Consider the following 25280-nt stretch of genomic DNA (forward strand, 5'->3'; position numbering starts at 1 on the left):
CCTACCGGCTATCCTCCGAGCCGGTGTCCCTCACAAAAACAATAAGAGGATTTGCCATGAACCGTCCGGCGCGTCGTGCGACGCTGACCATCGCCTTGTGTTTCATCGTCGCGCTGATCGAGGGTTTCGACCTCCAGTCAGCCGGTACCGCAGCCGCAGGTCTGCGACAGACGTTTGCCCTCGACCCGAAAATGATGGGTTGGGTATTCAGCGCCGGGATCATAGGGCTGTTGCCAGGTGCGTTCTTCGGTGGCTGGATCGCTGATCGCATCGGTCGCAAGAAAATCCTCGTCACCGCTGTCTTGCTGTTCGGCGTGTTTTCCCTCAGCACCGCTTATGTCGAACACTTCTCCAGCCTCTTGCTGGTGCGTTTCATGACCGGCCTGGGCTTGGGCGCCGCCCTGCCCAACCTCATTGCCCTGTGCGCCGAAGCCGTGGGCGAGCAGCGCCGGGGCACGGCTATCAGCGTGATGTATGCCGGCGTTCCGTTGGGTGGTGCATTGGCGGCAGTGGTCGCCATGTTGTTTGGCGAGCACTGGCAGATGACGTTTTTCATCGGTGGGCTCGCGCCCTTGCTGGTGGTCCCGCTGATGCTCCTGTGGCTCCCCGAATCGAGCGTCTTTCGCCAGGCGCAGGATGGCGGCTCATCGCGCGGCTCCACCGCCCAGGCGCTGTTCGGTGAAGGTCGCGGCCGCACCACCTTGGCGCTGTGGCTGAGTTATTTCTTCACCCTGACGGTGATGTACATGTTGCTCAACTGGCTGCCATCGTTGCTGCTGGAGCAGGGCTTCAGCAAACCCCAGGCCGGCCTGGTGCAGATGCTGTTCAACATCGGCGGTGCTCTTGGCTCGTTGCTCGGCGGCCTGTTGCTGGACCGTTGCAATGGCATCAAGGTGGTGCTGTTCGTCTATGCCGGTCTGCTGAGCGCCCTGGCCGGGGTCGGGTTGTCGGTCGGTATCGTGCCGATGGCCATTGCCGGGTTCGCCGCTGGGTTGTTTGTCATGGCTGCGCAATTGGTCCTCTACGCCTTGGCTCCGCCCTCCTACCCTACGACAGTACGTGCGACGGGGGTTGGTGCGGCGGTGGCCATCGGACGCCTGGGGTCGGTGGCCGGGCCTCTGGCTGCAGGGCAGATCCTGGCGGCAGGGGGTGGGACCACGGCCGTATTGCTGGCGACTTCGCCTGGGTTGGTGGTTGCGACGTTGGCTGTTCTTAGTGTGGTTCGTCGTTCGGTCGGGCCGCGGTTGAGGGCTACGAATCCGGTTGTGGAGCATTCCTGACTTGGGGTGAATATCCGTTATTTAGGTCACGGCTGCTTATGGTTCCGCCCTGACGGCGGCTCACTTTTGAAAAGCCCGGAAGCCGGCCCAGTCAAAAGTAAGCAAAACGCTTTTGCCCCCACCACTTGGTGCCTCGCCTAGGCTCGGCATGCCCGAACGAAGGCATTGCTCCGTGGGAGCGAGCTTGCTCGCGATGACGCCAGCACTGCACATCACCACACGCTGACCCAACGCTTTCGCGAGCAGGCTCGCTCCCACAGGGGATTGTGGGGGCTCACAGCATCCGGACACGATACAAGGTCCTTATGGGAGCAACTGTCTTGGATGATTTATTTAGCCATCTTTTCCAGGGACATCTCGCCCCGCAATAAGCGATCTAGACCTTGAACCGCGCCACCGTCTCATGCAGTGACCCGGCCATCTGCGCCAGGTCCTGGCCCGCCGTATCGGTATGCCGGGCGCCCAGCATGACTTGTTCGGACAGGTTGCGAATGCCCACCAGGTTACGATCCACCTCTCGCGCCACCAGCGCCTGCTGTTCCGTGGCGCTGGCGATCATCAGGTTGCGCTCGTTGATCTGCGAGATCGAATGGGCGATTTCATCCAGGGCATCGCCGGAGCGCTGGGCCACTAGCAGCGTGGCTTGCACCAGTTCGCTGTTGTTCTGCATGGAGCTCACCGCATGCCCGCTGTCCAGGCGGATGTTACCGATCATGCCCTCGATTTCCCGAGTCGAATCCTGGGTCCGATGGGCCAACGCCCGGACTTCATCGGCCACCACTGCAAAACCACGCCCGGCATCACCGGCGCGGGCGGCTTCGATGGCGGCGTTCAGTGCCAGGAGATTGGTCTGTTCGGCGATGCTGCGGATCACGTCCAGCACCGAACTGATGTCCTGGACCCGCCCGGCCAATTGCTGGATTCGCCCGGAACTGTCCGTCACACCTTCGGCCAGCGCGGTAATGGAAGCCACCGTTTCCTGGACCTGTTCACGACCGCGCTGGGCCGTTTGCTCGGACACTCGCGAGGCTTCGCTGGTGCTCACCGCATTGCGCGCCACTTCATCCACCGCAGCGGTCATCTGGTTCACGGCCGCGGCAGCCTGTTCGATTTCATGCCCTTGCAACTGCAAGGTGCTGCTGGTCTGGCTGCTCACCGCGCTCAGTTCTTCGGAGGAACTGGCCACCCGATCCACCGAGGCCGCAATGTGCCGGACCATGCTGTTGAGGCTCTGCTGCATGTCGTGCATGTTGCTCATCACGCTGTCATTGGCGCCAACGCCCACGGGCACGCGGATCGTCAGGTCGCCCTGGGCGATGAGATTAAGCAGCCGCGCCGCGTCATTCGGTTCACCGCCCAGGGGACGGGTCACGCTGCGGGTCACCAGGACCGCCACGGTCGTTACCAGGGCCAGGCAAGCCAGCACCAACGCCAACATGTTGCGCCGCGCATCGTTGTAGCGTGCCTGGGCCTGCTGTTCACGTTCGACAAAGACCTTGCCCTGCATCGCCATGATCCCTTCGAGGCTTTTGTACACCTCAAGCTCCGCCGGAATCACCCCTTGCTTGAGCTGCGTCATCGCCTCCTCCGTCGCGCCCTGGCGGATCAACACCTGCACCTGGACGAAAGCCGCCACATAGGCCTCGCGACGCTTTTTCAACTCGGCATACGCGGCCTTGCCTTCAGGCTGATCGAACAACGGCTCCAGCGTGGCGAAGGCCTGGGTAATCCGCTGCCGGGTGGCGTCGATGGATTGCTGGACTTGCGCGTTGTTCTTGTCGATCAACAAGTCCCGGGTATTCCTGGCGTTATCGCGCACGCCCGTGGCGATCACCATGATCGGGTCGATCTTCGGCCAATCCTGCCTGACGATCTGCTCGGCCTGGTCGCGCAGCATCGCCAGGTCGCTCAAGGCGTAAAGCGCCAAGGCGATCAAGGCCAGTGGGGCGATGGCAAAGCCGATCACGATGCGTTGGGCAGTGGTGAATCTGGTCATATCAAATGCTCCCTGTTCAACTACCTGCCGGTTGGCAGCGCATTTGAAAACCTTGAAAAAGTGCGGCCCAGTCATCCCGGGCCGCTGTCGGTCGTTCATCCCGGCGCTCGCTCAACTGCGTAAGACGAACGAGGGGAACAACTCGCGCATGGCGGCCCACAGCTCAGGTTGCAAGGCTTGTGCCGAAACGCTGGAAAGGTGGGGATCGAGCATCCGCGCGGTGCGCACCAGTTGTACGGCGAACCGCGTGACGCCGCGTTCGCTCAAGCGTCGGGCCAGGGTCAGCAACCGCTCGGGGTCGAACAGGTGCCAGTGCACCGTTGTGCGACATTCATAATCCACGCCGCTGGCCAGCAGGTGGTCGAGGCTGCGCCAGTTGGCGGCACCGCTGCCTTCGACCCGGGTCACGTCCAGGGCATCCTCGGGCAAGGCCTTGACGTCGAAACCCACCCAGTCGGCAAGCCCGACCACTTTGGCGAAGGCCGCCGGCTTGATGCCGGCGCTGTGCAGGCCGATGCGAAAGCCCATCTGCCGCACTTGCTCCATGGCCGGCGCCAGGCCGTCCTGCAAGGTTGGCTCGCCGCCGCTGAACACCACGGCGTCGAGCAGATCCTGACGGCGTTGCAGGAACGCCAATACCCGGCACCAATCCACCTCCTCGCTACCGCGCGGCGGGATCAGTTGCGGGTTATGGCAATAACGACAACGCCAGGCACAGCCCTGGCAAAACAGCACGCACGCCAGTTGGCCCGGATAATCGAGTGTGGTCAGGGGCACCATGCCCCCGACCCGTAGCACTCGACTCATGGACGCCCGGCCGCGCGTTCGGTGAAGTGCACCCGCTCACGGTGCTCGGACTGCTTGCCTGGGTTGAAGGCCGCCACCGGACGGTGATAACCCATCACTCGGGTCCAGACTTCGCAACGTTGACGCTGTGCTTGTGGAAGGCTTTGCGATGCATTCATGGGTGAAGCTCCTTGCGGTCGATGGATCGGATCAGTGAACGCTGCCCTGGCGCTGTTGTTGCAGCAGCAAGGCCTCGTCGCATTTGGGGCAAAACTCGTGTTCGCCGGCCAGGTAACCGTGCACCGGGCAGATGGAAAAGGTCGGCGTGATGGTCAGGTACGGCAGGCGGAAACGTCCCAGGGCCTTGCGCACCAACTGCTTGCAGGCCTGCGTGGAGGAAATCTGCTCGGCCATGTACAGGTGCAACACGGTGCCGCCGGTGTATTTGCATTGCAGTTCGTCTTGCAGCTCCAGGGCTTCGAACGGATCTTCGGTGAAGCCCACCGGTAGTTGCGACGAGTTGGTGTAGTACGGTGCGACCGGGCTGCCGGCCTGCAAGATGTCCGGGTAGCGCTTGAGGTCTTCCTTGGCGAAGCGGTACGTGGTGCCCTCGGCAGGCGTGGCTTCGAGGTTGTAGAGGTGGCCGGTTTCCTCCTGGAATCGCAACAGCGTGGCCCGCACGTGATCCAGCAGTTTCAGGGCGAATTCCCGGCCTTGCTCGGTGTGCAGGCCTTGCTGGTCATCGGTGAAATTGCGCAGCATTTCGTGCAGACCATTCACGCCGATGGTGGAGAAGTGATTGCGCAAGGTGCCCAGGTAGCGCTTGGTGTAGGGGTACAAACCGGCATCCATATGATGCTGGATGACCTTGCGCTTGACCTCCAGGCTCTCTTTCGCCAGTTCCATCAGGGTATCGATGCGTTGCAGCAACGCACTGGTGTCGCCCTTGTACAGATAGCCCAGGCGGGCGCAGTTGATCGTCACCACGCCCAGGGAACCGGTCTGTTCCGCCGAGCCGAACAGCCCGCCGCCACGCTTGAGCAACTCGCGCACGTCCAGTTGCAAGCGGCAGCACATCGACCGCACCTGATTGGGTTGCATGTCCGAATTGAGGAAGTTCTGGAAATACGGCAAGCCGTAGCGGGCAGTCATTTCGAACAGCCGGTCGGCGTTCTCGCTGTCCCACGGGAAGTCGTGGGTGATGTTGTAGGTCGGGATCGGGAAGGTGAACACCCGGCCTTTCGCATCGCCGGCCTGCATCACCTCGATGTAGGCGCGGTTGATCAGTTCCATTTCCGTTTGCAGGTCACCGTAGGCGAACGGCATCTCTTCGCCGCCGATGATCGGGATCTGTTCGCGCAGATCCTGTGGGCAGACCCAGTCGAACGTCAGGTTGGTGAACGGGGTTTGCGTGCCCCAGCGCGACGGCACGTTGAGGTTGTAGATGAACTCCTGCAACGACTGGCGGACTTCGTCGTAGCTGAGCTGGTCCTTGCGCACATAGGGCGCGAGATAAGTGTCGAACGAGCTGAACGCCTGGGCGCCGGCCCATTCGTTCTGCAGAGTGCCAAGAAAATTAACCATCTGCCCCAGGGCACTGCTCAGATGCTTGGGAGGCCCGGCCTCGACCCGCCCCGGCACGCCGTTGAGGCCTTCGTGCAACAAGGTGCGCAAGGACCAGCCGGCACAGTAGCCGGCGAGCATGTCCAGGTCGTGGATATGCAGGTCAGCCTCGCGGTGCGCCTCGCCGATGGCCTGGCTGTAGACCTCGTCGAGCCAGTAGTTGGCGGTGACCTTGCCCGAAACGTTGAGGATCAACCCGCCGAGGGAATACCCCTGGTTGGCGTTGGCCTGCACACGCCAGTCTTCGCGGTCCAGGTATTCGTTCATCGACGTGGCGACTTCCACCAGTGTGCGACGATCCCGACGCAGGCGTCCGTGTTGCTCGCGATACACGATGTAGGCGCGCATGGAGAGAAAGAAACCGGCGTCCATCAGTACCCGTTCGACACGGTCCTGGATCTGCTCGACGTTCAACCGCGTCTGCCCTTCCAACCGCGCCAACACCGCCTCCAGCAACGCCTCGGCCTCGACTTCGGCATATTCGCCGGTGGCCTTGCCAGCGGCGATCAACGCCTGGCGGATCTTGTCCGCATCAAAGGCAACCACACTGCCATCGCGCTTGTGCAAGCGGTTACATCCTACTGAGATCAACGTGCTCTGCATTTTGGCTCCAGACACTACATATAGGCTTTTTGAGATCTTCAAACACAATATGCAGTGGAGAGTACGGGCAAAAGGCAGGGTTGCAATTGATCGACATCAAGAATCGGAAGCGACCCACATTCAGGCTCGAAAAGTCATTTTTGCAAGCACCATAGATCCCCTGTGGGAGCGGGCTTGCTCGCGAAGAGGCCAGCACATTCAACATCAATGCAAGCTGACCCACCGTCATCGCGAGCAAGCTCGCTCCCACATTGGTTTCGGGGTGACTGCAAGGTCTGTATCCACCACAGGTCCCTTTGTGGGACCTGTGTACTGCTCACCCCCCACTCATGTTCATGAACCGCACGATCTGCACTTCCCCACCCGGGTTGAAGTCATGGCGCAGTGGCTTGCCACGCAACGCCCGTTGCACCGCCTGGATCACCGGTTGGTCGTCCAGCGGATAACGCCGCAGCAAGCCGCGAAGGTCGAGGGAGTCCTCTTGTCCCAGGCACAACAGCAAGCGCCCTTCGACGGTCATGCGCACGCGGTTGCAACTGGCGCAGAAGTTGTGGGTGTTGGGCGAAATGAAACCGATCCGGGTGTCCGGATGACGCTCCAGGCGCACATAGCGCGCTGGCCCGCCGCTGTTTTCGGTGCTGTCGAGCAGCCGGTGATGGCGGGCGATTTCGGCCCGTACCTCATCGCTGGAACAGAACGACTCGCCCCGGGAACGCCCGACCTCCCCCAGCGGCATTTCCTCGATGAAGCTGATGTCGATGCGCTGCTCGATGGCGTATTGCACCAACGCCGGGACTTCATCGAAGTTGCGCCCTTTCATCACCACGCAGTTGAGCTTGATCCGCTCGAACCCGGCGACCTTCGCCGCTTCGATGCCGGCCAGCACCTGGTCCAGGTTGCCGTTGCGGGTGATCGCCCGAAAACGATCGCCGTCCAGGCTGTCGAGGCTGATGTTCATGCGCTTGACCCCGGCCTCGACCAGCGGCTGGGCCAGTCGCCCCAGCTGCGAGCCGTTGCTGGTCATCACCAGTTCCCGCAGGCCGGGCAATGCCGCGATCTCGCGACACAGCCCGACGATGCCTGGACGGATCAGCGGCTCACCACCGGTCAGGCGGATTTTCTTCACCCCCAGGCCGACGAACAGCCGCGCCAGGCGCTGCAACTCCTCCAGGGTCAACACTTGCTGACGCGGCAGGAAAGTCATGTTTTTCGCCATGCAATACACACAACGAAAATCACAACGATCGGTCACCGACATCCGCAAATAATCGATCTGGCGCCCAAATCCGTCCTGCAACACCGCGTTCATGAAGATCTCCCGATTGAGCCCGTGTTCACTGCACCAGCGGCGAGTCGGCGCCCTGAAGGTGAATGCCGCGAATATCCGCCGCACCGATCAGGGTTTGCAGGTACTGCACCAGCGCTTTTTGCCACACGCCCTGCTGCAACTGGGTACGAATCGCCGTCGCCACTGCCTCATACGGCAATGGCTGGCCATCGATTCGCTGGTCGATGCTGATCACGTGCCAGCCGTAACGACTTTCCAGCGGTTTACCAGCCAGGCCCGCCGGCAGGGTGAACAACTGGCGCTCCAGTTCAGGCACGGTCTGGCCCTTGCTGATCTGCCCCAGCGAGCCGCCCTGCTCCTTGGATGGACACGCCGAATGCTTCAGCGCCAACTCGGCAAAACTGCCCGGGAACTGGTCCAGCCGCTCCAGCAGCAGCTCGGCCTGTACATGGGCCAGGCTGCGCGCCTCGGCATCGTCCGGCGCACACTCGAGCAGGATGTGCCGCACCGCCAGCAACGGTGCGCTGTGAAAGCGCGCCCGGTTGCTTTCGTAATAACGCAGGCAGGTGGCCTCGTCGCACTGTGGCACCAGCACCTCGCGTTCGAGCAACAACCGCGTCGCCGCCTCCTCTTCGTTTTCCCCGGCACCGACCTGCAACGCCAGGCCAAGCTCGGCGATACGCTGCTGGAGCAATTCGCGAATCACCAGCGCCCGAGCGGCCTGGTAGACCGCATCCTCGCGACTGTCAGCCGGGTGATATTGCAGCTCCTGGGCCATCGCCTGCGGGGTGACCGACACCCCGTTGACGCTGATGATCGGCCACTCTTGCTCACTGCTGGCAATCAACTGTGGCGCTTCATCCTCCGCCACCGGCCCGGCCTGGGCCGGCTCGAACTGCATCGCCCCCGCCGGTTCGGCATCGGCCAGCGGCGCGATCACCGATGCCGCTTTTGCCGAAGAACCGCAGCCGCCGCTGCCGCCACCACTACCGCCACATCCGCATCCACTCGCCATGATCTTCTCCTCAAAACTTCTGCCGAACGATTTGATAACGACGCCCCAGGTACCAGACCGGCGCACTGACGATATGGACCAGACGGGTGAACGGGAACAGCACGAACAGGGTCAGGCCCAGCACCACGTGGAGCTTGTAGACCAGGCCCACCGGCGCTATCGAGGTAGCGGCGTCGACCGGACGCAACAGCACGGTGTTCTGGGCCCAATCGGCCAGCATCACCATCACCGAGCCGTCCATATGGGCGGTGGACGCCACGATGGTCATCAGCCCCAGTACCAGTTGCACCAGCAGCACCACCAGCACGAGGATGTCCGAGACATTGGAGGTGGCGCGAACCCGTGGGTCGGTCAGGCGACGGTTGAGCAGCATCACCAGGCCGATCAGGCCCAGTACGCCGAAGAAACCGCCGGAAACCATCGCCAGCAACTGCTTGTTCTCGGTGCTCAGCACATGGTGGTAGATCGCCGAGGGTGTCAACAGGCCGACGAAGTGCCCGGCCAGCACGAACAGCACACCGATGTGAAACAGGTTGCTGGCCACGCGCATGCCGCGCTTGTTCAGCATCTGGCTGGAACCTGCCTTCCAGGTGTACTGGGACAGATCAAAGCGTGCCCAACTGCCAAGCAGGCAAATCGCCAAGGCGACATAGGGGTAGACCCCGAACAACAACAGATCCCATTTAGACATTGCCCACCTCCCCGGCTGGCGCTGCGGCCAGCCCTTCATGCTGAAAATCCACCCAGTGCAGCGGCACCGCACTTTCGTCCCGCGCCTTGCCCGGCGCGCTGGGCAGTGAACTGCAACGGTCCTGCTGTTCGGCCTTCATGAAATCCACTGCCTCTTCTTCCCAGATCTTGTCCAGGGCTTCGAGGGAGTCGTCCCGTGGTTCGGCCTTCACTTGCTCACGCAACTCGGCCACGGCCACCTGGGGCTCGGCCCCGGCGATTTGCAGCAAGGCCCGGAAGCAACTGGCGTAGGCGCTTTCACGCTCGTCCAGGCGCGCCGCGAGCAAGGCCAGCAGGTGCGCGACATCGGCCAGGCCCTCGCGGGCCTCGAGGTCTTCGCGGGTGGACAGAAACTCCAGGTACAGCGGGATGTAGTCGGGCAGTTCCTTGACGCCGATGGCGAAACCGGCCTCTTCGTACTGGGCCATCATGTCGACCATGGCCTGGCCCCGGTCGCGGGATTCGCCATGGACATGTTCGAACAGCAGCAGCGACAGCGAGCGACCGCGGCCGAACAGAGCACCGTAGTGCTCCTGGCCATCCATCAGGTCCTTGCCGCAGATCACCTCCAGCAACTCGAACAACCCGGCGCGCTGGTTCGGACTGATTTCCCGCGTTTGGAGAATCGCTTGTTCCAGCTCATCCCGACCGGCCACCAGGGTCTCGGTCGGGTAGTCGAGCAGCAACGAAATCACCTTGAGAATGCGCATGCTCATTCCTCCCACAACTGCACGGTTTTGATCACGTCGCGGCGGTTGGCCTTCTTGCCACCGAACATGTTGGTGTCGGAGCTGCCACTGCAACCGCTGCCAAAGCTGAAACCGCACCCGGAACGCTCGGCGAACGCGTCGCTCATGGCGTCTTCGCGGTGGGCGCTTGGCACAACGAAACGGTCTTCGTAGTTGGCGATGGCCAGGTAGCGGTACATCTCTTCCACCTGGTTCACGCTCAAGCCGACGTCGGCCAGCACTTGCAGGTCCTGCACGCCGTCGACCTGCTCGGAACGCTTGTAGGCACGCATCGCCAGCAAGCGTTTCAGCGCAAGCTTGACCGGCTTTTCATCACCGGCGGTGAGCATGTTCGCCAGGTAGCGCAGCGGGATACGCAGGCTGTCGACGTCCGGGATCACCCCGTTCATGCCCACGGTGCCGGCCGTGGCAGCGTTCTGGATCGGCGACAGTGGCGGTACGTACCAGACCATTGGCAAGGTGCGGTATTCCGGGTGCAGCGGCAGTGCGAGTTTCCAGTCCACGGCCATTTTGTAGACCGGCGAGCGTTGCGCCGAATCGATCACCGACTGCGGCACGCCATCGGCCAGGGCCTGGCGAATCACCGCCGGGTCGTTCGGGTCGAGGAAGATCTCCAGTTGTTTCTCGTACAGGTCCTGCTCATTGGCGGTGCTTGCCACTTCGCTGATGCGATCGGCGTCATACAGCAACACGCCGAGGTAACGGATGCGGCCAACGCAGGTTTCAGCGCAGACGGTCGGCATCCCGGCTTCGATGCGCGGGTAGCAGAAGATGCATTTTTCCGACTTGCCGCTCTTCCAATTGAAGTAGATCTTCTTGTACGGGCAGCCGCTGATGCACATGCGCCAGCCGCGGCACTTCTCCTGGTCGATCAGGACGATGCCGTCCTCTTCGCGCTTGTAGATCGCTCCGCTCGGGCACGACGCCGCGCACGCCGGGTTCAGGCAGTGCTCGCACAGGCGCGGCAGGTACATCATGAAAGTGTTTTCGTACTCGCCGTAGATGTCCGCCTGGATCTTGTCGAAGTTCTTGTCCTTGCGCCGCTTGGCGAATTCAGTGCCGAGGATTTCCTCCCAGTTCGGGCCCCATTCGATTTTCTGCATGCGCTTGCCGGACACCACCGAGCGTGGTCGCGCGGTGGGCTGGTGCTCGCCCAGCGGTGCGGTGTGCAGGTGCTGGTAGTCGAAGTCGAACGGCTCGTAGTAATCGTCCAGGCTCGGCAGGTCCGGGTTGGCGAAGATGTTCGCCAGCACGCGGAACTTGCCGCCGATGCGCGGGTTGATCGAACCGTCAGCGTTGCGGATCCAGCCGCCTTTCCACTTGTCCTGGTTTTCCCACTCCTTGGGATAGCCGATGCCAGGCTTGGATTCGACGTTGTTGAACCAGGCGTATTCCATGCCTTCGCGGCTGGTCCAGACGTTCTTGCAGGTAATCGAGCAGGTGTGGCAGCCGATGCATTTGTCCAGGTTAAGGACCATGCCGATTTGTGAGCGAATCTTCATCTCAGTTCTCCTCGATATCAGTCGGCAGTGGACGCGGCAAATCATCGCCACTGGAACCATCGAGCCAATCGACCTTGACCATCTTGCGCACCACGACGAATTCGTCGCGGTTGCAACCGACCGTGCCGTAATAGTTGAAGCCGTAGGCCTGTTGGGCGTAGCCGCCAATCATGTGGGTGGGCTTGAGCACCACGCGGGTCACCGAGTTGTGGTGGCCGCCACGGGTCTTGGTGGTTTCCGAACCCGGCACGTTCACGATCCGTTCCTGGGCGTGATACATCATCACCATGCCTTCCTTGACCCGTTGGCTGACCACCGCACGGGCGGTCAGCGCGCCGTTGACGTTGAAGCATTCGATCCAGTCGTTGTCCTCGATACCGGCGCGCTTGGCGTCGATTTCCGAGAGCCAGACAATCGGTCCGCCACGGCTCAAGGTCAGCATCAGCAGGTTGTCGCTGTAGGTGCTGTGGATACCCCACTTCTGGTGCGGGGTGATCCAGTTCAGGACGATCTCGGTCTCGCCATTGCTGCGCTTGCCCTTCACGCCGGCGATGGTGCGGGTGTTGACTGGTGGCCGATAGCTCATCAGTTGCTCGCCGAACGCCTGCATCCACGGGTGATCCTGGTAGAACTGCTGGCGACCGGTGATGGTGCGCCATGGGATCGACTCATGGACGTTGGTGTAGCCAGCGTTGTAGCTCACGTGATCGTCTTCCAGGCCAGACCAGGTCGGGCTGGAAATGATCTTGCGTGGCTGGGCCTGGATGTCACGGAAGCGAATCGCCTCGTGCTCCTTGGACACCGCCAGGTGGCTGTGGTCGATGCCGGTGAATTCCGACAGCGCTGCCCAGGCTTTCACCGCGACATGGCCGTTGGTTTCCGGCGCCAGGGACAGGATCACTTCGGCAGCATCAATGGCGCTGTCGATTTTTGGCCGCCCTTGGCTGATACCCGCCTCGACTTCCTTGTGGTTCAGTTCGCCAAGGAATTTAACTTCAGTGTCGGTGTTCCAGTTGATGCCCTTGCCGCCGTTGCCGAGTTTTTCCAGCATCGGGCCCAGGGAGGTGAACTGCTTGTAGATGTTCGGGTAGTCGCGTTCCACCACTTGCAGGTTCGGCGCGTTCTTGCCTGGGACCGGCGCCACACCGGCACTTTTCCAGTCGGTGCCGCCGAATGGCTGGGCCAGTTCGCCGACGCTGTCGTGCATCAGCGGTACGGTGACCAGGTCTTTCTCGACACCCAGGTGGCCGACCGACATGGCGGAAAACGCCTTGGCGATGCCCTTGTAGATTTCCCAGTCCGAACGCGACTCCCAGGCCGGATCGATGGCGGCCGACAGTGGGTGAATGAACGGGTGCATGTCCGAGGTGTTCATGTCGTCTTTTTCGTACCAGGTGGCGGTCGGCAAGACGATGTCGGAATACACGCAGGTCGAGGACATGCGGAAGTCCAGGGTGGTCACCAGATCGAGCTTGCCAATGGCGCCCTCGTCGACCCATTCGGCTTCGGTGGGCTTGCACTCGGTGCTATGGCCGATGTCTTCGTTCATCACGCCGTTCTTGGTGCCCAGCAGGTACTTGAGCATGTACTCGTGGCCCTTGCCCGAGGAGCCCAGCAGGTTGGAACGCCAGATGAACATGTTGCGCGGGAAGTTCACCGGGCTGTCCGGCTGCTCGCAGGCAAAGCGCAGGGAACCGTCCTGCAGCGACTTGACCACGTAGTCCTTGGGGTCCATGCCCGCAGCGGCGGCATCGCGGCAGATGTGCAGCGGGTTGGTGTTGAGCTGCGGTGCGCTCGGCAACCAGCCGGCCCGTTCGGCGCGGATGTTGTAGTCCAGGGCGTGCTCGGGGAATTGCGATTTGTCGGCCAGGGGCGAGAGCACATCGTGCATGCTCATCTTCTCGTGGCGCCATTGCGAACTGTGCCCGTAGAAGAAGCTGGTGCCGTTCATCTGCCGTGGCGGACGGTTCCAGTCCAGGCCAAAGGCCAGGGGCAGCCAGCCGCATTGCGGACGGAGTTTTTCCTGGCCGACATAGTGGGCCCAGCCGCCGCCGGTCTGGCCGACGCAACCGCAGAGCATGAGCATGTTGATCAGCCCGCGGTAGTTCATGTCCATGTGGTACCAGTGGTTCATCGCCGCACCGACGATGATCATCGAGCGTCCACGGGTCTTGTCGGCGTTGTCGGCAAACTCGCGGGCGATCTGGATCGCCTTCTCGCGGCTTACGCCAGTGATCTGCTCCTGCCAGGCCGGGGTACCAGGCACCGAGGCGTCGTCATAGTCCTTGGCAACGTTGGCGCCGCCCAGGCCACGGTCGATCGCCAGGTTGGCCGCCGACAGGTCGAATACGGTGGCGACTTTCGCCACGCTGCCGTCGGCCAGTACCACGCTGTGCACCGGCACCCGCCGGAACTGCACCGCGTCACCGGCCACGTGCTGGAAGTACTCCTGGGCTTCGCCAGCGAAGTACGGGAACGCCACCTCGGCGACGTCGCCGCCGATCAGGCTCAGCTTGAGGTCGATCTCACGGCCCTCGCCGCCTTCACGGGGCAGGATGTTCCACTTGCCCTTCTCGCCCCAGCGATAGCCGATGGAGCCTTGGGGCGAAACCAGTTCGCCGCTGGCATCCAGGGCGATGGTCTTCCATTCCGGGTTGTTGTCCTGGCCGAGGTTGTCGGTCAGGTCGCTGGCCCGCAGGAAACGGTCCGGCTGGTAACCCGCACCTGGTGCGGCGCCGAGCATTGGCTTGAGCATCACCAGTACCGGCAGGTCGGTGTAGCGCTTGGCGTATTCGGTGAAATAGACGCTCGGCTTGTCCAGGTGGAATTCTTTGAAGATCACATGGTTGAAGGCCTGGGCCAGCGCGGCGTCGGTGCCCTGCTTGGGGTTGAGCCACAGGTCGGTGAGCTTGGCGACTTCCGAATAGTCCGGGGTGATCGCCACGGTCTTGGTGCCCTTGTAGCGCACCTCGGTGAAGAAGTGGGCGTCAGGGGTACGGGTCTGCGGAACGTTGGAGCCCCAGGCAATGATGTAGTTGGAGTTGTACCAGTCGGCGGATTCCGGCACGTCGGTCTGCTCGCCCCAGACCATCGGCGACGCTGGCGGCAAGTCGCAATACCAGTCATAGAAGCTCAGGCAGACGCCACCGATCAACGACAGGTAACGCGAGCCGGCGGCGTAGCTGACCATCGACATGGCCGGGATCGGCGAGAAGCCCACCACCCGGTCCGGGCCGTGTTCCTTGACGGTGTAGACGTTCGCTGCGGCGATGATCTCGTTGACTTCTTCCCAGTTGGAACGGATGAAGCCACCCATGCCGCGCTTGCTTTTATAAGAGTCGGCCTTGGCCTTGTCCTCGACGATGCTGGCCCAGGCTTCCACTGGCGGCAGGGTCTGCCGGGCTTCGCGCCACAGCTTGAGCAATGGCTTGCGGATCTTCGGGTACTTGAGCCGGTTGGCGCTGTAGATGTACCAGCTGTAGCTCGCGCCACGAGGGCAGCCGCGTGGTTCGTGGTTGGGCAGATCGTTGCGGGTACGCGGATAGTCGGTCTGCTGGGTTTCCCAGGTGATCAGGCCGTTCTTGACGTAGATTTTCCACGAGCACGAACCGGTGCAGTTCACCCCATGGGTGGACCGCACGATCTTGTCGTACTGCCAGCGCGAACGGTAGACGTTCTCCCAGTCCCGGGACTCCTTGCGGGTCTCGCCGTGCCCGTCTGAAAACTCGCCTTGCTTACGGTTGAAAAACCGCAGTTGATCCAGTAAATGACTCACAGTGTGTTCCTCTCAGGCTTGCTCCGCGGGGTCTGCGCCCCGCCCACGCAGGTTTAGGTTCGGCTTAGCAAGGTGTCGCGGCGCCCTTGCGGGCATACCACCACCAGGTCACCACGATGCAGCTCAGGTAGAAGCCGACGAACATGTAGAAGGCCATCTCCGGGCCGCCGGTCAGGGCCATCGAAGTGCCGAATGATTTGGGAATGAAGAAGGCTCCGAAGGCGCCCATGGCCGAGCTGAAACCCAGCACGGCGGCCGATTCCTTGCCGGCGTTCTTGATCGCGTGTTCACGCAGCTCGGGCTTTTTGCCCAGGGCGGCTTTCTCGTGCAGGGTGCGGAAGATCACCGGGATCATGCGGAAGGTCGAACCGTTGCCCACGCCAGTGGTGATGAACAGCAACATGAACATGCCCAGGAAGCCGTAGAAGCTGCCGCCCTGGCCGTTCTGCGGAAGAAAGTGCAGGACGCCGAACACCATCACGATCATCAACACGAAGTTCCACAAGGTGACCTTCGCACCACCGAGCTTGTCCGCCAGCCAGCCGCCCAGCGGCCGTACCAGCGCGCCCACCAGCGGGCCGAGGAAGGCGAATTTCAGGGCGATGACTTCCGGGAACGAAGTCTTGATCAGCAACGGGAAGGCGGCGGAGAAACCAATGAACGAACCGAAAGTGGCCAGGTACAGCCAGCACATCAGCCAGTTGTGCTTGCGCTTGAAGATCACCGCCTGTTCGCTGAACGAGGCGCGGGCGCTGGACAGGTCATTCATGCCGAACCAGGCGATCACGGTAATGGCGAGGATGAACGGCACCCAGATGAAACCGGCGTTCTGCAACCACAGCGAGCTGCCGTCGGCCAACACCTGTGGCTGGCCGCCCATGAAGCCGAACACGCCGAAGGAGATCACCAGCGGCACGCTGAACTGCATCACCGACACGCCCAGGTTGCCCAGCCCGGCGTTCAGGCCCAGGGCGGTGCCCTGCTGGGACTTGGGATAGAAGAAGCTGATGTTGGACATGCTCGAGGCGAAGTTGCCGCCACCAAAACCGCAAAGCAATGCGATCAGCACGAACACGCTGTAGGGCGTGGCCGAATCCTGCACGGCGAAGCCCATCCACAAAGCCGGTATCAGCAACGACGCCGTGCTCAGCGCGGTCCAACGACGCCCGCCGAAGATCGGCACCATGAACGAGTAGAAGATGCGCAAGGTTGCGCCGGACAGCCCCGGCAATGCCGCCAGCCAGAACAGCTGGTCGGTGCTGAAGCTGAAACCGATGGCATTCAGGCGCACGATCACCGTGCTCCAGACCATCCACACCGCGAAGGCCAACAGCAGCGCCGGGATGGAAATCCACAGGTTGCGCCGGGCGGTCAGTTTGCCGCTACTGCCCCAGAAAGCAGGGTCTTCCGGGCGCCAGTCATGAATGACCGGGCCCTTTTCAGGCGTTTGCAGAACGGACATGTTCTTCTCCTTGGGCAATGCTGGAAAACGGGGACTGAGTGGCCGGCGGCTGTTTACCCAGCAGCGGGCGCTTGCGCATTTCGCTGAAGTACATCCAGGCCAGGGAGACCCAGACCACGCCGTACATCAACATGAAGCAGGACGAGCGCACGCCGGTGAGGTCCACCAGGGCGCCGAACATGATCGGCAGCACGAACCCGCCCAGGCCGCCGGCCAGGCCGACGATGCCGGACACCGCGCCCATGTTTTTCGGGTAGTCGTTGGCGATGTATTTGAAGACCGAGGCCTTGCCGAACGCGAAGGCAATGCCCATCACGAACAGCAGCACGGTGAACAGCGTGGGGCTGAGACCAATGTGGAAATCGACGATGCCGTTGACGGTCTGCACTTGCAGTTGAGTCTGGGGATAGGAGAGCAGGAACAGGCAGATCCAGCTGACCCACAACACCCACCAGGTCACGCTCTGGGCGCCCCAGCGGTCGGACATCCAGCCACCGACGGCCCGCAGCACGCCACCGGGCAAGGAGAAACACGCCGCCAGCAGCGCCGCGCTTTGCAGGCTGAAGCCGTATTCCTGCACGTAGTACTTGGTCATCCACAAGGCCAGTGCCACGTAGCCGCCGAACACGATCGAGTAGTACTGGCAGTAGCGCCACACGGCCGGCTCTTTCAGGGTTTTCAATTGCTCGCGCAACGTCGCGCCGCCGGTGCCGCTGTGTTCCTTTTTCTCGGTGGTGAGAAACCAGAACAACAGCGCGGTGATGAACAGGATGGCGCTGAACACTTTCGGCACCAGGTGCCAGGTGCCGAACGCGATCAACGCCGGGGCGAGGAACTTGGTCACTGCCGCACCGGCGTTGCCGGCGCCGAAGACGCCCATGGCAAAACCCTGGTTCTGCTTGTCGAACCATTTGGCGACGTAGGCGATGCCCACCGAGAACGAGCCACCGGCCAGGCCGACGAACAGGCCCAATACCAGGAACTGCCAGAAGGCCGTGGCGAGGGTGATCAGGTACAGCGGCAATACGCAGGCCAGCATCAGCAGGAAGAACACGATCCGTCCGCCAAAGCGGTCGGTCAGAAGCCCCAGGGGCAAGCGCACCAGCGAACCGGTCAACACCGGCGTAGCGGCCAGCAGGCCAAACTGGGTTTCATTGAGGGCCAGCAGTTCCTTGATCGGAACCCCCAGCACGGCAAACATCATCCAGACCATGAAGCACACGGTGAAGGCCAGGGTACTCATCCCTAGTACCAGCCCTTGTTGCACTTGCGCTCGCATCACGATGCACTCCGTCAGTTCGATTGAGCGCAGCCTAGTGATACGAACCCCGCGAAAACTTGACTTGGGTCAACGTGTGCCGGGGCGGTCCAGGCCTATGCTTGGCCCGTCTACCTCCAAGGAGGTAGACCCGGATATTGATACAACCCTTTATTTATCAATACCTTGATCAAGTCTGCCGAAGCTTTTATGGAAATGGAGCGGCCGACAACTCTTTAGAGGTAGTGCGCCCAGGATTGGCTGCTACACCCCCAGGTCCAGGGCGCCCCCTATGCTCGGTTCACAGTTTTGCCCCGCAGGCCCGCGTCGATGATGCGTTGGCTGCGCAGTTCCCTGCCCGCTCGCGCCGGGCTGGCGGTGATCCTGATCGCCATCCTGGCCCTGGCCAGTTCCTTGAGTGCAGGGTTGATCGCCTGGTTCAGCCAGGGCGACGCTGCCGCCATCAACACCGCCGGCTCCGTGCGCATGGAGACCTACCACCTGAGCTGGAAACTGGCGGCGGGGGCCAACGACGACGTCCCGGCGATCATCGCCAGCCTGCAACAACGCCTCGACAGCCCTGCCCTGCGCGCCGTGCTGGAAGATGGGCCGGAAACCTCCCTGCACAAGAGCTATCGCGACCTTGTGCAACGCTGGAACCAGACTTTGCGCCCGGCCATCGAGCGTGGCGACTCGGCGTTTTTCCAGGCCAATGCCAATGCCTTCGTCAACCAGTTGGACCGGTTCGTTACCCTGCTGCAGCGCCAGAGCGAGCACAAGCAAGGCTGGCAGCAGGTGATCCAGGGCGCGGCGCTGTTCAGCACCATGATCATCCTGCTGATCGGCCTGTATGAATTGCAGTACGGCGTGGTCACGCCCTTGCAGGAGTTGGTGGACGCCACCCAGCGCTTTCGCCGTGGCGAGTTCCAGGTGCGAGTCAATCACCAGTCCGAAGATGAACTGGGCCAGTTGGCGACCAGTTTCAACACCATGGCCGAGACCATCGAGCAATCGCACCGCACCCTGGAAAACCAGGTCCGGCAAAAGACCCTGAACCTGCAACAGGCCAACGCCGCCCTGGAGCTGCTGTACCAGAGCAGTCGCAGCCTGGCGACGCGACAGGCCAATGCCGAAGGGCTGGATGAATTGATCCGGCGCTTCCAACAGCGCCTGCCGGGCCTGCGCCTGACGCTGTGCCTGCAAGGGCAATTGCAATCACCGGCCAGGCACCTGCTGGCGTTGCATGGCGCCGACAGCCGCCAGGTCTGCGCCAGCAGCGATTGCGCCAGTTGCCATAAACGCAACGCGGCACGCCCGCAAGCCTTCAGCATCAGCAACCAGGGCAACGAACTGGGTGAGCTCAAGGCTCATTTTGTCGACGGCCACGCCGCGCAGCCCTGGGAAACCGCATTGATCCAGGCCCTGGCCAACCTGATTGGTACGTCGCTGTCGCTCAAGCGCCAGCGCGAACAGGACCATCGCCTGCTGCTGCTCGATGAACGCACGATCATTGCCCGCGAGCTCCACGATTCACTGGCCCAGGCCTTGTCGTACATGAAGCTGCAAGTCAGCCGCATGCAGACCCTGATGCGTCGGGGCGAACCGGTGCAGACCCTGGAGACCGTCACTGGTGAACTGCGTGAAGGGCTCAACAATGCTTATCGCCAGTTGCGCGAGTTGCTGACCACCTTCCGCTTGCAGATCCACGACGATGGCCTGGTCGAAGAGCTCAAGGACACCGCCGAGGAATTCTCCAACCGAGGGGACTTCAAGGTGCATCTGTTCGTCGACACCCTGGCCTTCGAGCTGTCGGCCAGCGAGCAGATCCACATCCTGCAGATCACCCGTGAGGCGCTGTCCAACTGCCTGCGCCATGCCCATGCCGAAAACGCCTGGCTCGAACTGCGCCAGGAAGGCGAGACCGTGCGGCTGTCGATCGAAGACGATGGCCGCGGCTTCAGCGGCGAGGTCGACCAGCGCGAACACCATGGCCTGAACATCATGAACGAACGGGCCCGCAGCCTGCGCGGCCAACTGCAGATTCTCTCCCGAACACCCCAGGGCACCCGCATCCAGGTGCATTTCCAACCGGAATTCCTGGGCCAACACACCGAAGGCCTCGCAACATGAACGCCCCCCTGCGCCACACCCTGCTACTGGTCGACGATCATCCGATGATGCGTCGCGGCATTCGTCAGATGCTTGAGCTCGAAGACGATTTGCAGATCGTTGGCGAAGCCAGCCACGGCGAAGAAGCCCTGACCCTGATCGAACCGCTCAAGCCCGACCTGGTGCTGCTGGACAACAACATGCCGCAGATGAACGGCATCGAGACCCTGCGTCGGCTGCGCGCCATGCACTACACCGGCAAGGTGCTGCTGTTCACCGTGTCCGATGCCGAGGACGACATCCGCGATGCCTTGCGCCTGGACGCCAACGGTTACCTGCTCAAGGACATGGAGCCGGAGCTTCTGATCCAGTACATCCGCGATGCCCTCAACGGCGCCCTGGTGATCAGCCCCGGCCTGACCCGCGTCATGGCCCAGGCGCTGCGCTCGCCACCGCGCCAGGCCGATGTGGAACTGACCGAGCGCGAACGCCAGGTCCTCAAGACCATCGCCGGCGGCTACAGCAACAAGGTCATCGGGCACAAGCTGGGCATCACCGAAGGCACGGTCAAGGTGCATGTGAAGAACCTGCTGCACAAGCTCGGCTTGCGCTCACGGGTCGAAGCCGCGGTGTGGGCGATGGAGCATTTGCGCGGGGCGGGCTAGCCCAGCAAAACACACCGATTGTGGGAGCAAAGCTTGCTCGCGATAGCGGTGGTTCAGCTTGCGCAAATGTTGAATGTACTGCTGCCATCGCGAGCAAGCTTTGCTCCCACAGGGGATTGGCAGCAGATCTGGATTTCGTTCCCCACAGGACTTGTGTCTTGATCGCGCAGCCCATCCCTCTTCCGAGGTAGGCCAGCCGAGGCATAGGCCAATGACGACTTGGGCTCTACCATGACGACACGCGGAGGTACGCCATGCTGACCCACCCTTCCATCGTTTTACTGTTGCGTCGTCATCACCTGTTCAGCCAACTGCCGGAGCGGGTCTTTGAGGATGTCTGCAGCCTGGCCGTCCTCAAACGCCTGGAATGCAACAGCACGCTCATGCACCAGGGCGATCCGGCCAAGCGGTTTTTCTTGTTGGTCAGTGGCCAGATCAAGCTGTTCCGGGTGACCGGTGAGGGCCAGGAGAACCTGGTGGAGATCATCCAGCCCGGACAGACCTTCGCCGAGGCCCTGCTGTTCAGCGAGGCTCGTTGCTATCCGGTCAGTGCGTCGGCAATCAAGGACAGCGTGCTGGTGAGTATCGAGGGTACCCATTACCGCAAGGCCCTGGAGGACCAGCCCAAGGTCTGCCTGGCGATCCTGGCGAGCATGAGCATCCATCTGCACCAGCGCCTCAAGGACATCGATAACTTGACCTTGGCCAGTGCCAGTCGGCGGGTGATCAATTTCCTGCTGCAGGAACGCGATCCGCGGGATGGTCAATTGGTGTTGCAGGTGTCCAAGCGTCTGGTGGCTTCCAAGCTGGGGATTCAGCCGGAGACGTTTTCGCGGATTCTTCATCGGTTGGTTGATGGGGGGTTGATTGCCATGGAGCGGCGTCAGATTCGTATCTTGTCCGAGGATGGGCTTGAGGGTTATCAGCAGTAGGTTTGTGTGAATATCCGTTATTTAGGTAACGGCGACTTATAGTTCAGCCCTTACGGCGGCTCACTTTTGAAGAGCCCGGAAGCCGGCCCAGTCAAAAGTAAGCAAAACGCTCTCGCCCCACCACTTGGTGCCTCGCTTAGGCTCGGCATGCCCGCCTAGTAGCCGACCTGGTTCTTGATGGGGACCGCATTCCTCCTGTGGGAGCGGGCTTGCTCGCGAAGAGGCCGGCACATCCAACATCATCACAAACTGACCCACCGCTTTCGCGAGCAAGCTCGCTCCCCACATGGGTTTTCGGGTATTCAAAGCATCCGCATACGACACAAGAACCTGTGGGAGCGAGCTTGCTCGCGATGACGTCGGCACAGCCAACCTCACCGCGAGCTAACCCACCGCTTTCGCGAGCAAGCCCGCTCCCACAGGAAAAACGCGGTCCCATCAAGAACCAGGTCGGCTGTTAGGCCGCCTCGCGATGGACGTTGATCTCGGACGCCCCGTTAACCACGATGGCCGAACGCAGGTATTGCGCAGTGGGCCATGGATGGCCCTTCGCGGCGGCCCACGGAGCAATGCCTTCGTTCAGGCATGCCGAGCCTAAGCGAGGCACCAAGTGGTGGGGCAAAGCGCTTTTGGTTACTTTTGGCTGGTCCGGCTCCCGGCTCTTCCAAAAGTGACCCGCCGCAAGGGCGGAACCATAAGCCGCCGTTACCGAAGAAATGGATATTCACCCACCCCTAACCCGCATCAATCAACCCCACTACCCGCGAAAACACCAACTCCATCTCAGGCTCACCGCAATCCACCCCGAACCGCTTGCGCAACCCCAGCTGGTTCAGAATCACATGCACATCCGCCACCAAATCATGCTGCCGCAGACACGCCTGAACACACTGCAACGGACAACCATCCAACGCAATGATCCGCCGCCCCGACCGCGCCTTGTCAACCAGCGGCGCCACATGCCCACCCACCCCGACAATACAAGACATCTCCGCCAGACCCGCACGGTCCAGCCGCAGGGCGACGGTGTTGGCCAGTTGCGCCACATTGGAACAACCGGAACACGAATACACCAGGGGAAGCGCGTTCGAAGCTTTCATCAGACCGTCGCCAACCCCTTGCCCGCCCTCTCCAGATTGCGCCAGAGCCACGGCGGCAGGACGTCCGGATCAAGACTGTCGATCAGATTCTTCAGTGCCAGCCCCAACTCGGTATCCCCCTCGATCACCAACCGGCGACGGAAGAACAACGTGTCAGGATCTTCCTGCCGACTGGCCAGTAACAGAAACTCACGCCAGTTGCCGCTGATGGTGACCTGGGCCTCGGCCCGTTCGGCAATCCGCAATCCATCCCGTGCCAAAGTCAGGTACCAGCACAACTTCAAGTCCGGCACACGCAGGCACAACCATCGCCCACGCAGCACATCGAACCCGCCATCGCGCAGCGGCTCGGCCAGGCAGCGATTGAGCGCCTGCTGCAACGCCAGTCGCTGCACCACGAACGGCACCTTGCCCACCAGCGGCAGCAAGCGGTCGGCGCCTTTGAGCACCCACTTCTTCGGACTCAACACAGGCCCGCCTCCTCTACCTTCAACATGCCAGCATGACCGTGCCAGTAACCATTGCAACCGTCCACGAACAGCGGTGGTGCCTCGCCCTGGCGCACCTTGTCGAAGGCCGTGACCACCTCGGCCATGCCCTGGGCGCGAGGGCTCAGGCGCAGCACATCGGCGCCGCAGGCCATCAGCGCGTTGTAATCGGCCAGCAGGTTCGTCACCTCGCCGGACATCGTCTGGATGCCGTTGAGGGTGAACAGCTGTTGGCCTTCCTGACTGCTCAGCGCAAGGCCGTCGGGGTAGTTGATGCAGCAGAACTGACAGTCGTCCTTGGGGCGGTTTTCGGCTCGGGCGGTAAAGCAGCGCGCCGAGTACGCCAAGGGCAGATGACCGTAGGCAAAAATCTCCACCTCGGGCACCTCGCGGTCCATGTCCCGCACCTGCTCCAGCACATCGCCGATCAGCGCCGCCGAGCACTCCACCGGCGGCACCCAACGGATCATACCGCTGTCGAGCAATTGCCCCAGGGCGTGGCCGTTGTACAAGTTCAGTGCCGGGCCACCGACGAAAGGCAGCTTGCGTTCGGCCATGAACTGCACCGCGCCCATGTCATTGGCTTCCACCAACAACTGGCCGTTGTCACACAGGCGTCGCAGCGAGGACAGCTCCGAGGCCGCCTCGATCAGCGTCAGGCTCGACAACACAATCTGTGCCTGGCTGCACGCTTGCAGCTCGCGCGCCAACCCCAGCCACTGATCCAGGGAAAACGCCCGGCGTTTCGAACACACGGTTTCCCCCAGGTAAATCACGTCCAGCGGCAATGCCGACATCTCGGCATAGAAATTCCCCAGTTGCGCTTTGTCCCAATAAAACAGGACCGGTCCCAGGCTGAGTTTCATCTGGCCTCCCCTCATTGCCATGATCGATGGTAGGCACCCAGGGTGGTCTGGCTGCCTTCGGACAAGCCAGCCAGCACCTGGCGCCATTCTTCCTGCACCCGGAACCGTTGCGGCGCGGCCTGATGGGCGTCCAGTGCGGCGCGCCAGACCCGGGTCACTTGTTCAACGTAGGCCGGGCTGCGTTGGCGACCCTCGATCTTCACCGCTTCGACGCCGATGGCTGCCAACTCCGGCAGCAGGTCAAGGGTGTCGAGGCTGGTGGGTTCTTCCAGCGCATGGAAGCGCTTGCCGCCCACCAGGAAGCGGCCTTTGCACAAGGTCGGATAACCGGCCGGCTCTTCGGGCGTGTAGCGGTCGATCAGCACCTCGCTCAGGCGTGCGCTGAGGCCTTGGGCGTCCTCGCTCCAGCGCACCGCCTTGGCGGGCGAGCAGACGCCACACAGGTTCGGCGATTCGCCGGTGATGTAGGAAGACAAGTGGCAACGACCTTCAGCCATGATGCACAGGCTGCCGAAACCGAAGACTTCGATCGGCACCGGACTGCCCGCCGCCACCTGGCGCACCTGGGCCAGGGACAGTACCCGTGGCAGCACGGCGCGGCGGATGTCATAGCGCTCTGCATAAAAAGCCAGGGCCGCCGCGTGGGTGGCCGAGCCTTGTACCGACAGATGCAGCGCCAGTTGTGGATGGCGCTGGCGGGCGTAGCTGAGCACGCCGGGGTCGGCGGCGATCAGGGCATCCACGCCGAAATCGGCGGCGCGGTCCACCGCCCGTTGCCAGCGTTCCCAGCCCTTGGGTTGCGGGTAAGTATTGACCGCCACGTACAGCTTGCGTTGGTGCTGACGGATGTGTGCGACAGCCGCATCGAACTGCTTGTCGTCCATGTTCAGCCCGGCGAAGTGCCGGGCATTGGTGTCATCGCGAAAGCCGACATAGACGGCATCGGCGCCTTGGCGCACCGCCGCTTTGAGGGCAGGCAGATTCCCTGCCGGGCAAACCAGTTGCATGGGGCATCCTCATGAGAAAAACTCAAGCGCCGCCAGTCTAGCCAGCC

General features: G+C 62.2%; 20 protein-coding genes. 4 read left to right on the forward strand and 16 right to left on the reverse strand.

What is annotated here, in order from left to right; genetic code table 11:
• Positions 1-56: 56 nt before the first annotated feature.
• The gene (gene mhpT, locus KI235_RS17025) at positions 57-1280 is read left to right on the forward strand and encodes a 3-(3-hydroxy-phenyl)propionate transporter MhpT (RefSeq protein WP_053162812.1); all 1224 of its coding nucleotides are present in this window, start codon (positions 57-59) and stop codon (positions 1278-1280) included.
• Positions 1281-1656: 376 nt separating this feature from the next.
• Here the strand turns inward: mhpT and KI235_RS17030 are convergent, their stop codons facing one another.
• From KI235_RS17030 to KI235_RS17085, 12 genes are all read right to left on the reverse strand, one after another.
• Positions 1657-3276 carry a methyl-accepting chemotaxis protein gene (locus KI235_RS17030; RefSeq protein ID WP_053162814.1) on the reverse strand — a complete coding sequence of 540 codons (1620 nt, stop codon included), beginning with the start codon at positions 3274-3276 and terminating at the stop codon, positions 1657-1659.
• Between the two features lie 111 nt (positions 3277-3387).
• Positions 3388-4083 carry an anaerobic ribonucleoside-triphosphate reductase activating protein gene (locus tag KI235_RS17035; protein ID WP_032833023.1) on the reverse strand — a complete coding sequence of 232 codons (696 nt, stop codon included), beginning with the start codon at positions 4081-4083 and terminating at the stop codon, positions 3388-3390.
• Positions 4080-4241 carry an anaerobic ribonucleoside-triphosphate reductase gene (gene nrdD / locus KI235_RS17040; protein ID WP_003202433.1) on the reverse strand — a complete coding sequence of 54 codons (162 nt, stop codon included), beginning with the start codon at positions 4239-4241 and terminating at the stop codon, positions 4080-4082. The genes KI235_RS17035 and nrdD overlap by 4 nt, the downstream gene beginning before the upstream one ends.
• Positions 4242-4272: 31 nt before the next feature.
• Positions 4273-6288: a ribonucleoside triphosphate reductase gene (locus KI235_RS17045; protein WP_003202438.1), complete on the reverse strand. Its 2016-nt coding sequence runs from the start codon at positions 6286-6288 to the stop codon at positions 4273-4275.
• A 316-nt stretch (positions 6289-6604) separates the two neighbouring features.
• On the reverse strand, positions 6605-7597 hold the full coding sequence (gene moaA / locus KI235_RS17050; protein WP_003202440.1) for a GTP 3',8-cyclase MoaA: 993 nt from the start codon (positions 7595-7597) through the stop codon (positions 6605-6607).
• 25 nt (positions 7598-7622) lie between these two features.
• Entirely contained in the window at positions 7623-8591 is a 969-nt protein-coding gene (locus tag KI235_RS17055) for a peptidylprolyl isomerase (protein ID WP_212795184.1), read from the reverse strand.
• A 10-nt stretch (positions 8592-8601) separates the two neighbouring features.
• Positions 8602-9282, reverse strand: a complete 681-nt coding sequence (gene narI / locus KI235_RS17060; RefSeq protein ID WP_003202444.1) for a respiratory nitrate reductase subunit gamma — start codon at positions 9280-9282, stop codon at positions 8602-8604.
• Entirely contained in the window at positions 9275-10030 is a 756-nt protein-coding gene (narJ, locus tag KI235_RS17065; RefSeq protein WP_013693501.1) for a nitrate reductase molybdenum cofactor assembly chaperone, read from the reverse strand. The genes narI and narJ overlap by 8 nt, the downstream gene beginning before the upstream one ends.
• 2 nt (positions 10031-10032) lie before the next feature.
• Positions 10033-11571, reverse strand: coding sequence for a nitrate reductase subunit beta (narH, locus tag KI235_RS17070; RefSeq protein ID WP_003202449.1), 1539 nt, complete (start codon positions 11569-11571; stop codon positions 10033-10035).
• A 1-nt stretch (position 11572) separates the two neighbouring features.
• Positions 11573-15346 (reverse strand): nitrate reductase subunit alpha, encoded by a 3774-nt coding sequence (locus tag KI235_RS17075; protein ID WP_114731222.1) that lies wholly within the window; start codon positions 15344-15346, stop codon positions 11573-11575.
• Positions 15347-15410: 64 nt separating this feature from the next.
• Positions 15411-16808, reverse strand: a complete 1398-nt coding sequence (locus KI235_RS17080; RefSeq protein WP_013693502.1) for a NarK family nitrate/nitrite MFS transporter — start codon at positions 16806-16808, stop codon at positions 15411-15413.
• Positions 16786-18090 (reverse strand): nitrate/nitrite transporter, encoded by a 1305-nt coding sequence (locus tag KI235_RS17085; RefSeq protein WP_027911614.1) that lies wholly within the window; start codon positions 18088-18090, stop codon positions 16786-16788. Before KI235_RS17085 ends, KI235_RS17080 begins: the two co-directional genes overlap by 23 nt.
• 306 nt (positions 18091-18396) lie before the next feature.
• Here KI235_RS17085 and KI235_RS17090 point away from each other — a divergent pair, with 306 nt between their 5' ends.
• The 3 genes from KI235_RS17090 to KI235_RS17100 all read left to right on the forward strand — a co-directional run bounded on the left by KI235_RS17090 (position 18397) and on the right by KI235_RS17100 (position 21772).
• The gene (locus KI235_RS17090; protein ID WP_003202457.1) at positions 18397-20196 is read left to right on the forward strand and encodes a HAMP domain-containing protein; all 1800 of its coding nucleotides are present in this window, start codon (positions 18397-18399) and stop codon (positions 20194-20196) included.
• Complete coding sequence (narL, locus tag KI235_RS17095; RefSeq protein ID WP_003202460.1) at positions 20193-20840, forward strand: two-component system response regulator NarL; 648 nt, start codon at positions 20193-20195, stop codon at positions 20838-20840. The genes KI235_RS17090 and narL overlap by 4 nt, the downstream gene beginning before the upstream one ends.
• Positions 20841-21094: 254 nt before the next feature.
• Entirely contained in the window at positions 21095-21772 is a 678-nt protein-coding gene (locus KI235_RS17100) for a Crp/Fnr family transcriptional regulator (protein WP_003202464.1), read from the forward strand.
• A 734-nt stretch (positions 21773-22506) separates the two neighbouring features.
• Here the strand turns inward: KI235_RS17100 and KI235_RS17105 are convergent.
• Genes KI235_RS17105 through KI235_RS17120 form a run of 4 tightly spaced genes read right to left on the reverse strand, consistent with a single transcriptional unit; the run spans position 22507 to position 25233 of the window.
• On the reverse strand, positions 22507-22872 hold the full coding sequence (locus KI235_RS17105) for a putative zinc-binding protein (RefSeq protein WP_003202466.1): 366 nt from the start codon (positions 22870-22872) through the stop codon (positions 22507-22509).
• Positions 22872-23342, reverse strand: coding sequence for an SCP2 sterol-binding domain-containing protein (locus KI235_RS17110; RefSeq protein ID WP_003202468.1), 471 nt, complete (start codon positions 23340-23342; stop codon positions 22872-22874). The genes KI235_RS17105 and KI235_RS17110 overlap by 1 nt, the downstream gene beginning before the upstream one ends.
• The gene (locus KI235_RS17115) at positions 23336-24226 is read right to left on the reverse strand and encodes a U32 family peptidase (protein ID WP_003202470.1); all 891 of its coding nucleotides are present in this window, start codon (positions 24224-24226) and stop codon (positions 23336-23338) included. Before KI235_RS17115 ends, KI235_RS17110 begins: the two co-directional genes overlap by 7 nt.
• 11 nt (positions 24227-24237) lie before the next feature.
• Positions 24238-25233 carry a peptidase U32 family protein gene (locus tag KI235_RS17120; RefSeq protein WP_003202473.1) on the reverse strand — a complete coding sequence of 332 codons (996 nt, stop codon included), beginning with the start codon at positions 25231-25233 and terminating at the stop codon, positions 24238-24240.
• Between the last annotated feature and the right edge of the window lie 47 nt (positions 25234-25280).

The sequence above is a fragment of the Pseudomonas sp. St386 genome (assembly GCF_018325865.1).
Classification (GTDB): Bacteria; Pseudomonadota; Gammaproteobacteria; order Pseudomonadales; family Pseudomonadaceae; genus Aquipseudomonas; species Aquipseudomonas brassicacearum.

Bases quoted from the DNA above. Each gene is read 5' to 3' on its own strand.
- KI235_RS17100 (WP_003202464.1), top strand. From the start codon at position 21,095: ATGCTGACCCACCCTTCCATCGTTTTACTGTTGCGTCGTCATCACCTG.
- narH (WP_003202449.1), bottom strand. From the start codon at position 11,571: ATGAAGATTCGCTCACAAATCGGCATGGTCCTTAACCTGGACAAATGC.
- KI235_RS17115 (WP_003202470.1), bottom strand. From the start codon at position 24,226: ATGAAACTCAGCCTGGGACCGGTCCTGTTTTATTGGGACAAAGCGCAA.
- moaA (WP_003202440.1), bottom strand. From the start codon at position 7,597: ATGAACGCGGTGTTGCAGGACGGATTTGGGCGCCAGATCGATTATTTG.
- KI235_RS17055 (WP_212795184.1), bottom strand. From the start codon at position 8,591: ATGGCGAGTGGATGCGGATGTGGCGGTAGTGGTGGCGGCAGCGGCGGC.
- KI235_RS17105 (WP_003202466.1), bottom strand. From the start codon at position 22,872: ATGAAAGCTTCGAACGCGCTTCCCCTGGTGTATTCGTGTTCCGGTTGT.
- narI (WP_003202444.1), bottom strand. From the start codon at position 9,282: ATGTCTAAATGGGATCTGTTGTTGTTCGGGGTCTACCCCTATGTCGCC.
- narL (WP_003202460.1), top strand. From the start codon at position 20,193: ATGAACGCCCCCCTGCGCCACACCCTGCTACTGGTCGACGATCATCCG.
- KI235_RS17035 (WP_032833023.1), bottom strand. From the start codon at position 4,083: ATGAGTCGAGTGCTACGGGTCGGGGGCATGGTGCCCCTGACCACACTC.
- KI235_RS17030 (WP_053162814.1), bottom strand. From the start codon at position 3,276: ATGACCAGATTCACCACTGCCCAACGCATCGTGATCGGCTTTGCCATC.
- KI235_RS17090 (WP_003202457.1), top strand. From the start codon at position 18,397: ATGATGCGTTGGCTGCGCAGTTCCCTGCCCGCTCGCGCCGGGCTGGCG.
- narJ (WP_013693501.1), bottom strand. From the start codon at position 10,030: ATGCGCATTCTCAAGGTGATTTCGTTGCTGCTCGACTACCCGACCGAG.
- nrdD (WP_003202433.1), bottom strand. From the start codon at position 4,241: ATGAATGCATCGCAAAGCCTTCCACAAGCACAGCGTCAACGTTGCGAA.
- KI235_RS17080 (WP_013693502.1), bottom strand. From the start codon at position 16,808: ATGTCCGTTCTGCAAACGCCTGAAAAGGGCCCGGTCATTCATGACTGG.
- KI235_RS17120 (WP_003202473.1), bottom strand. From the start codon at position 25,233: ATGCAACTGGTTTGCCCGGCAGGGAATCTGCCTGCCCTCAAAGCGGCG.
- mhpT (WP_053162812.1), top strand. From the start codon at position 57: ATGAACCGTCCGGCGCGTCGTGCGACGCTGACCATCGCCTTGTGTTTC.
- KI235_RS17045 (WP_003202438.1), bottom strand. From the start codon at position 6,288: ATGCAGAGCACGTTGATCTCAGTAGGATGTAACCGCTTGCACAAGCGC.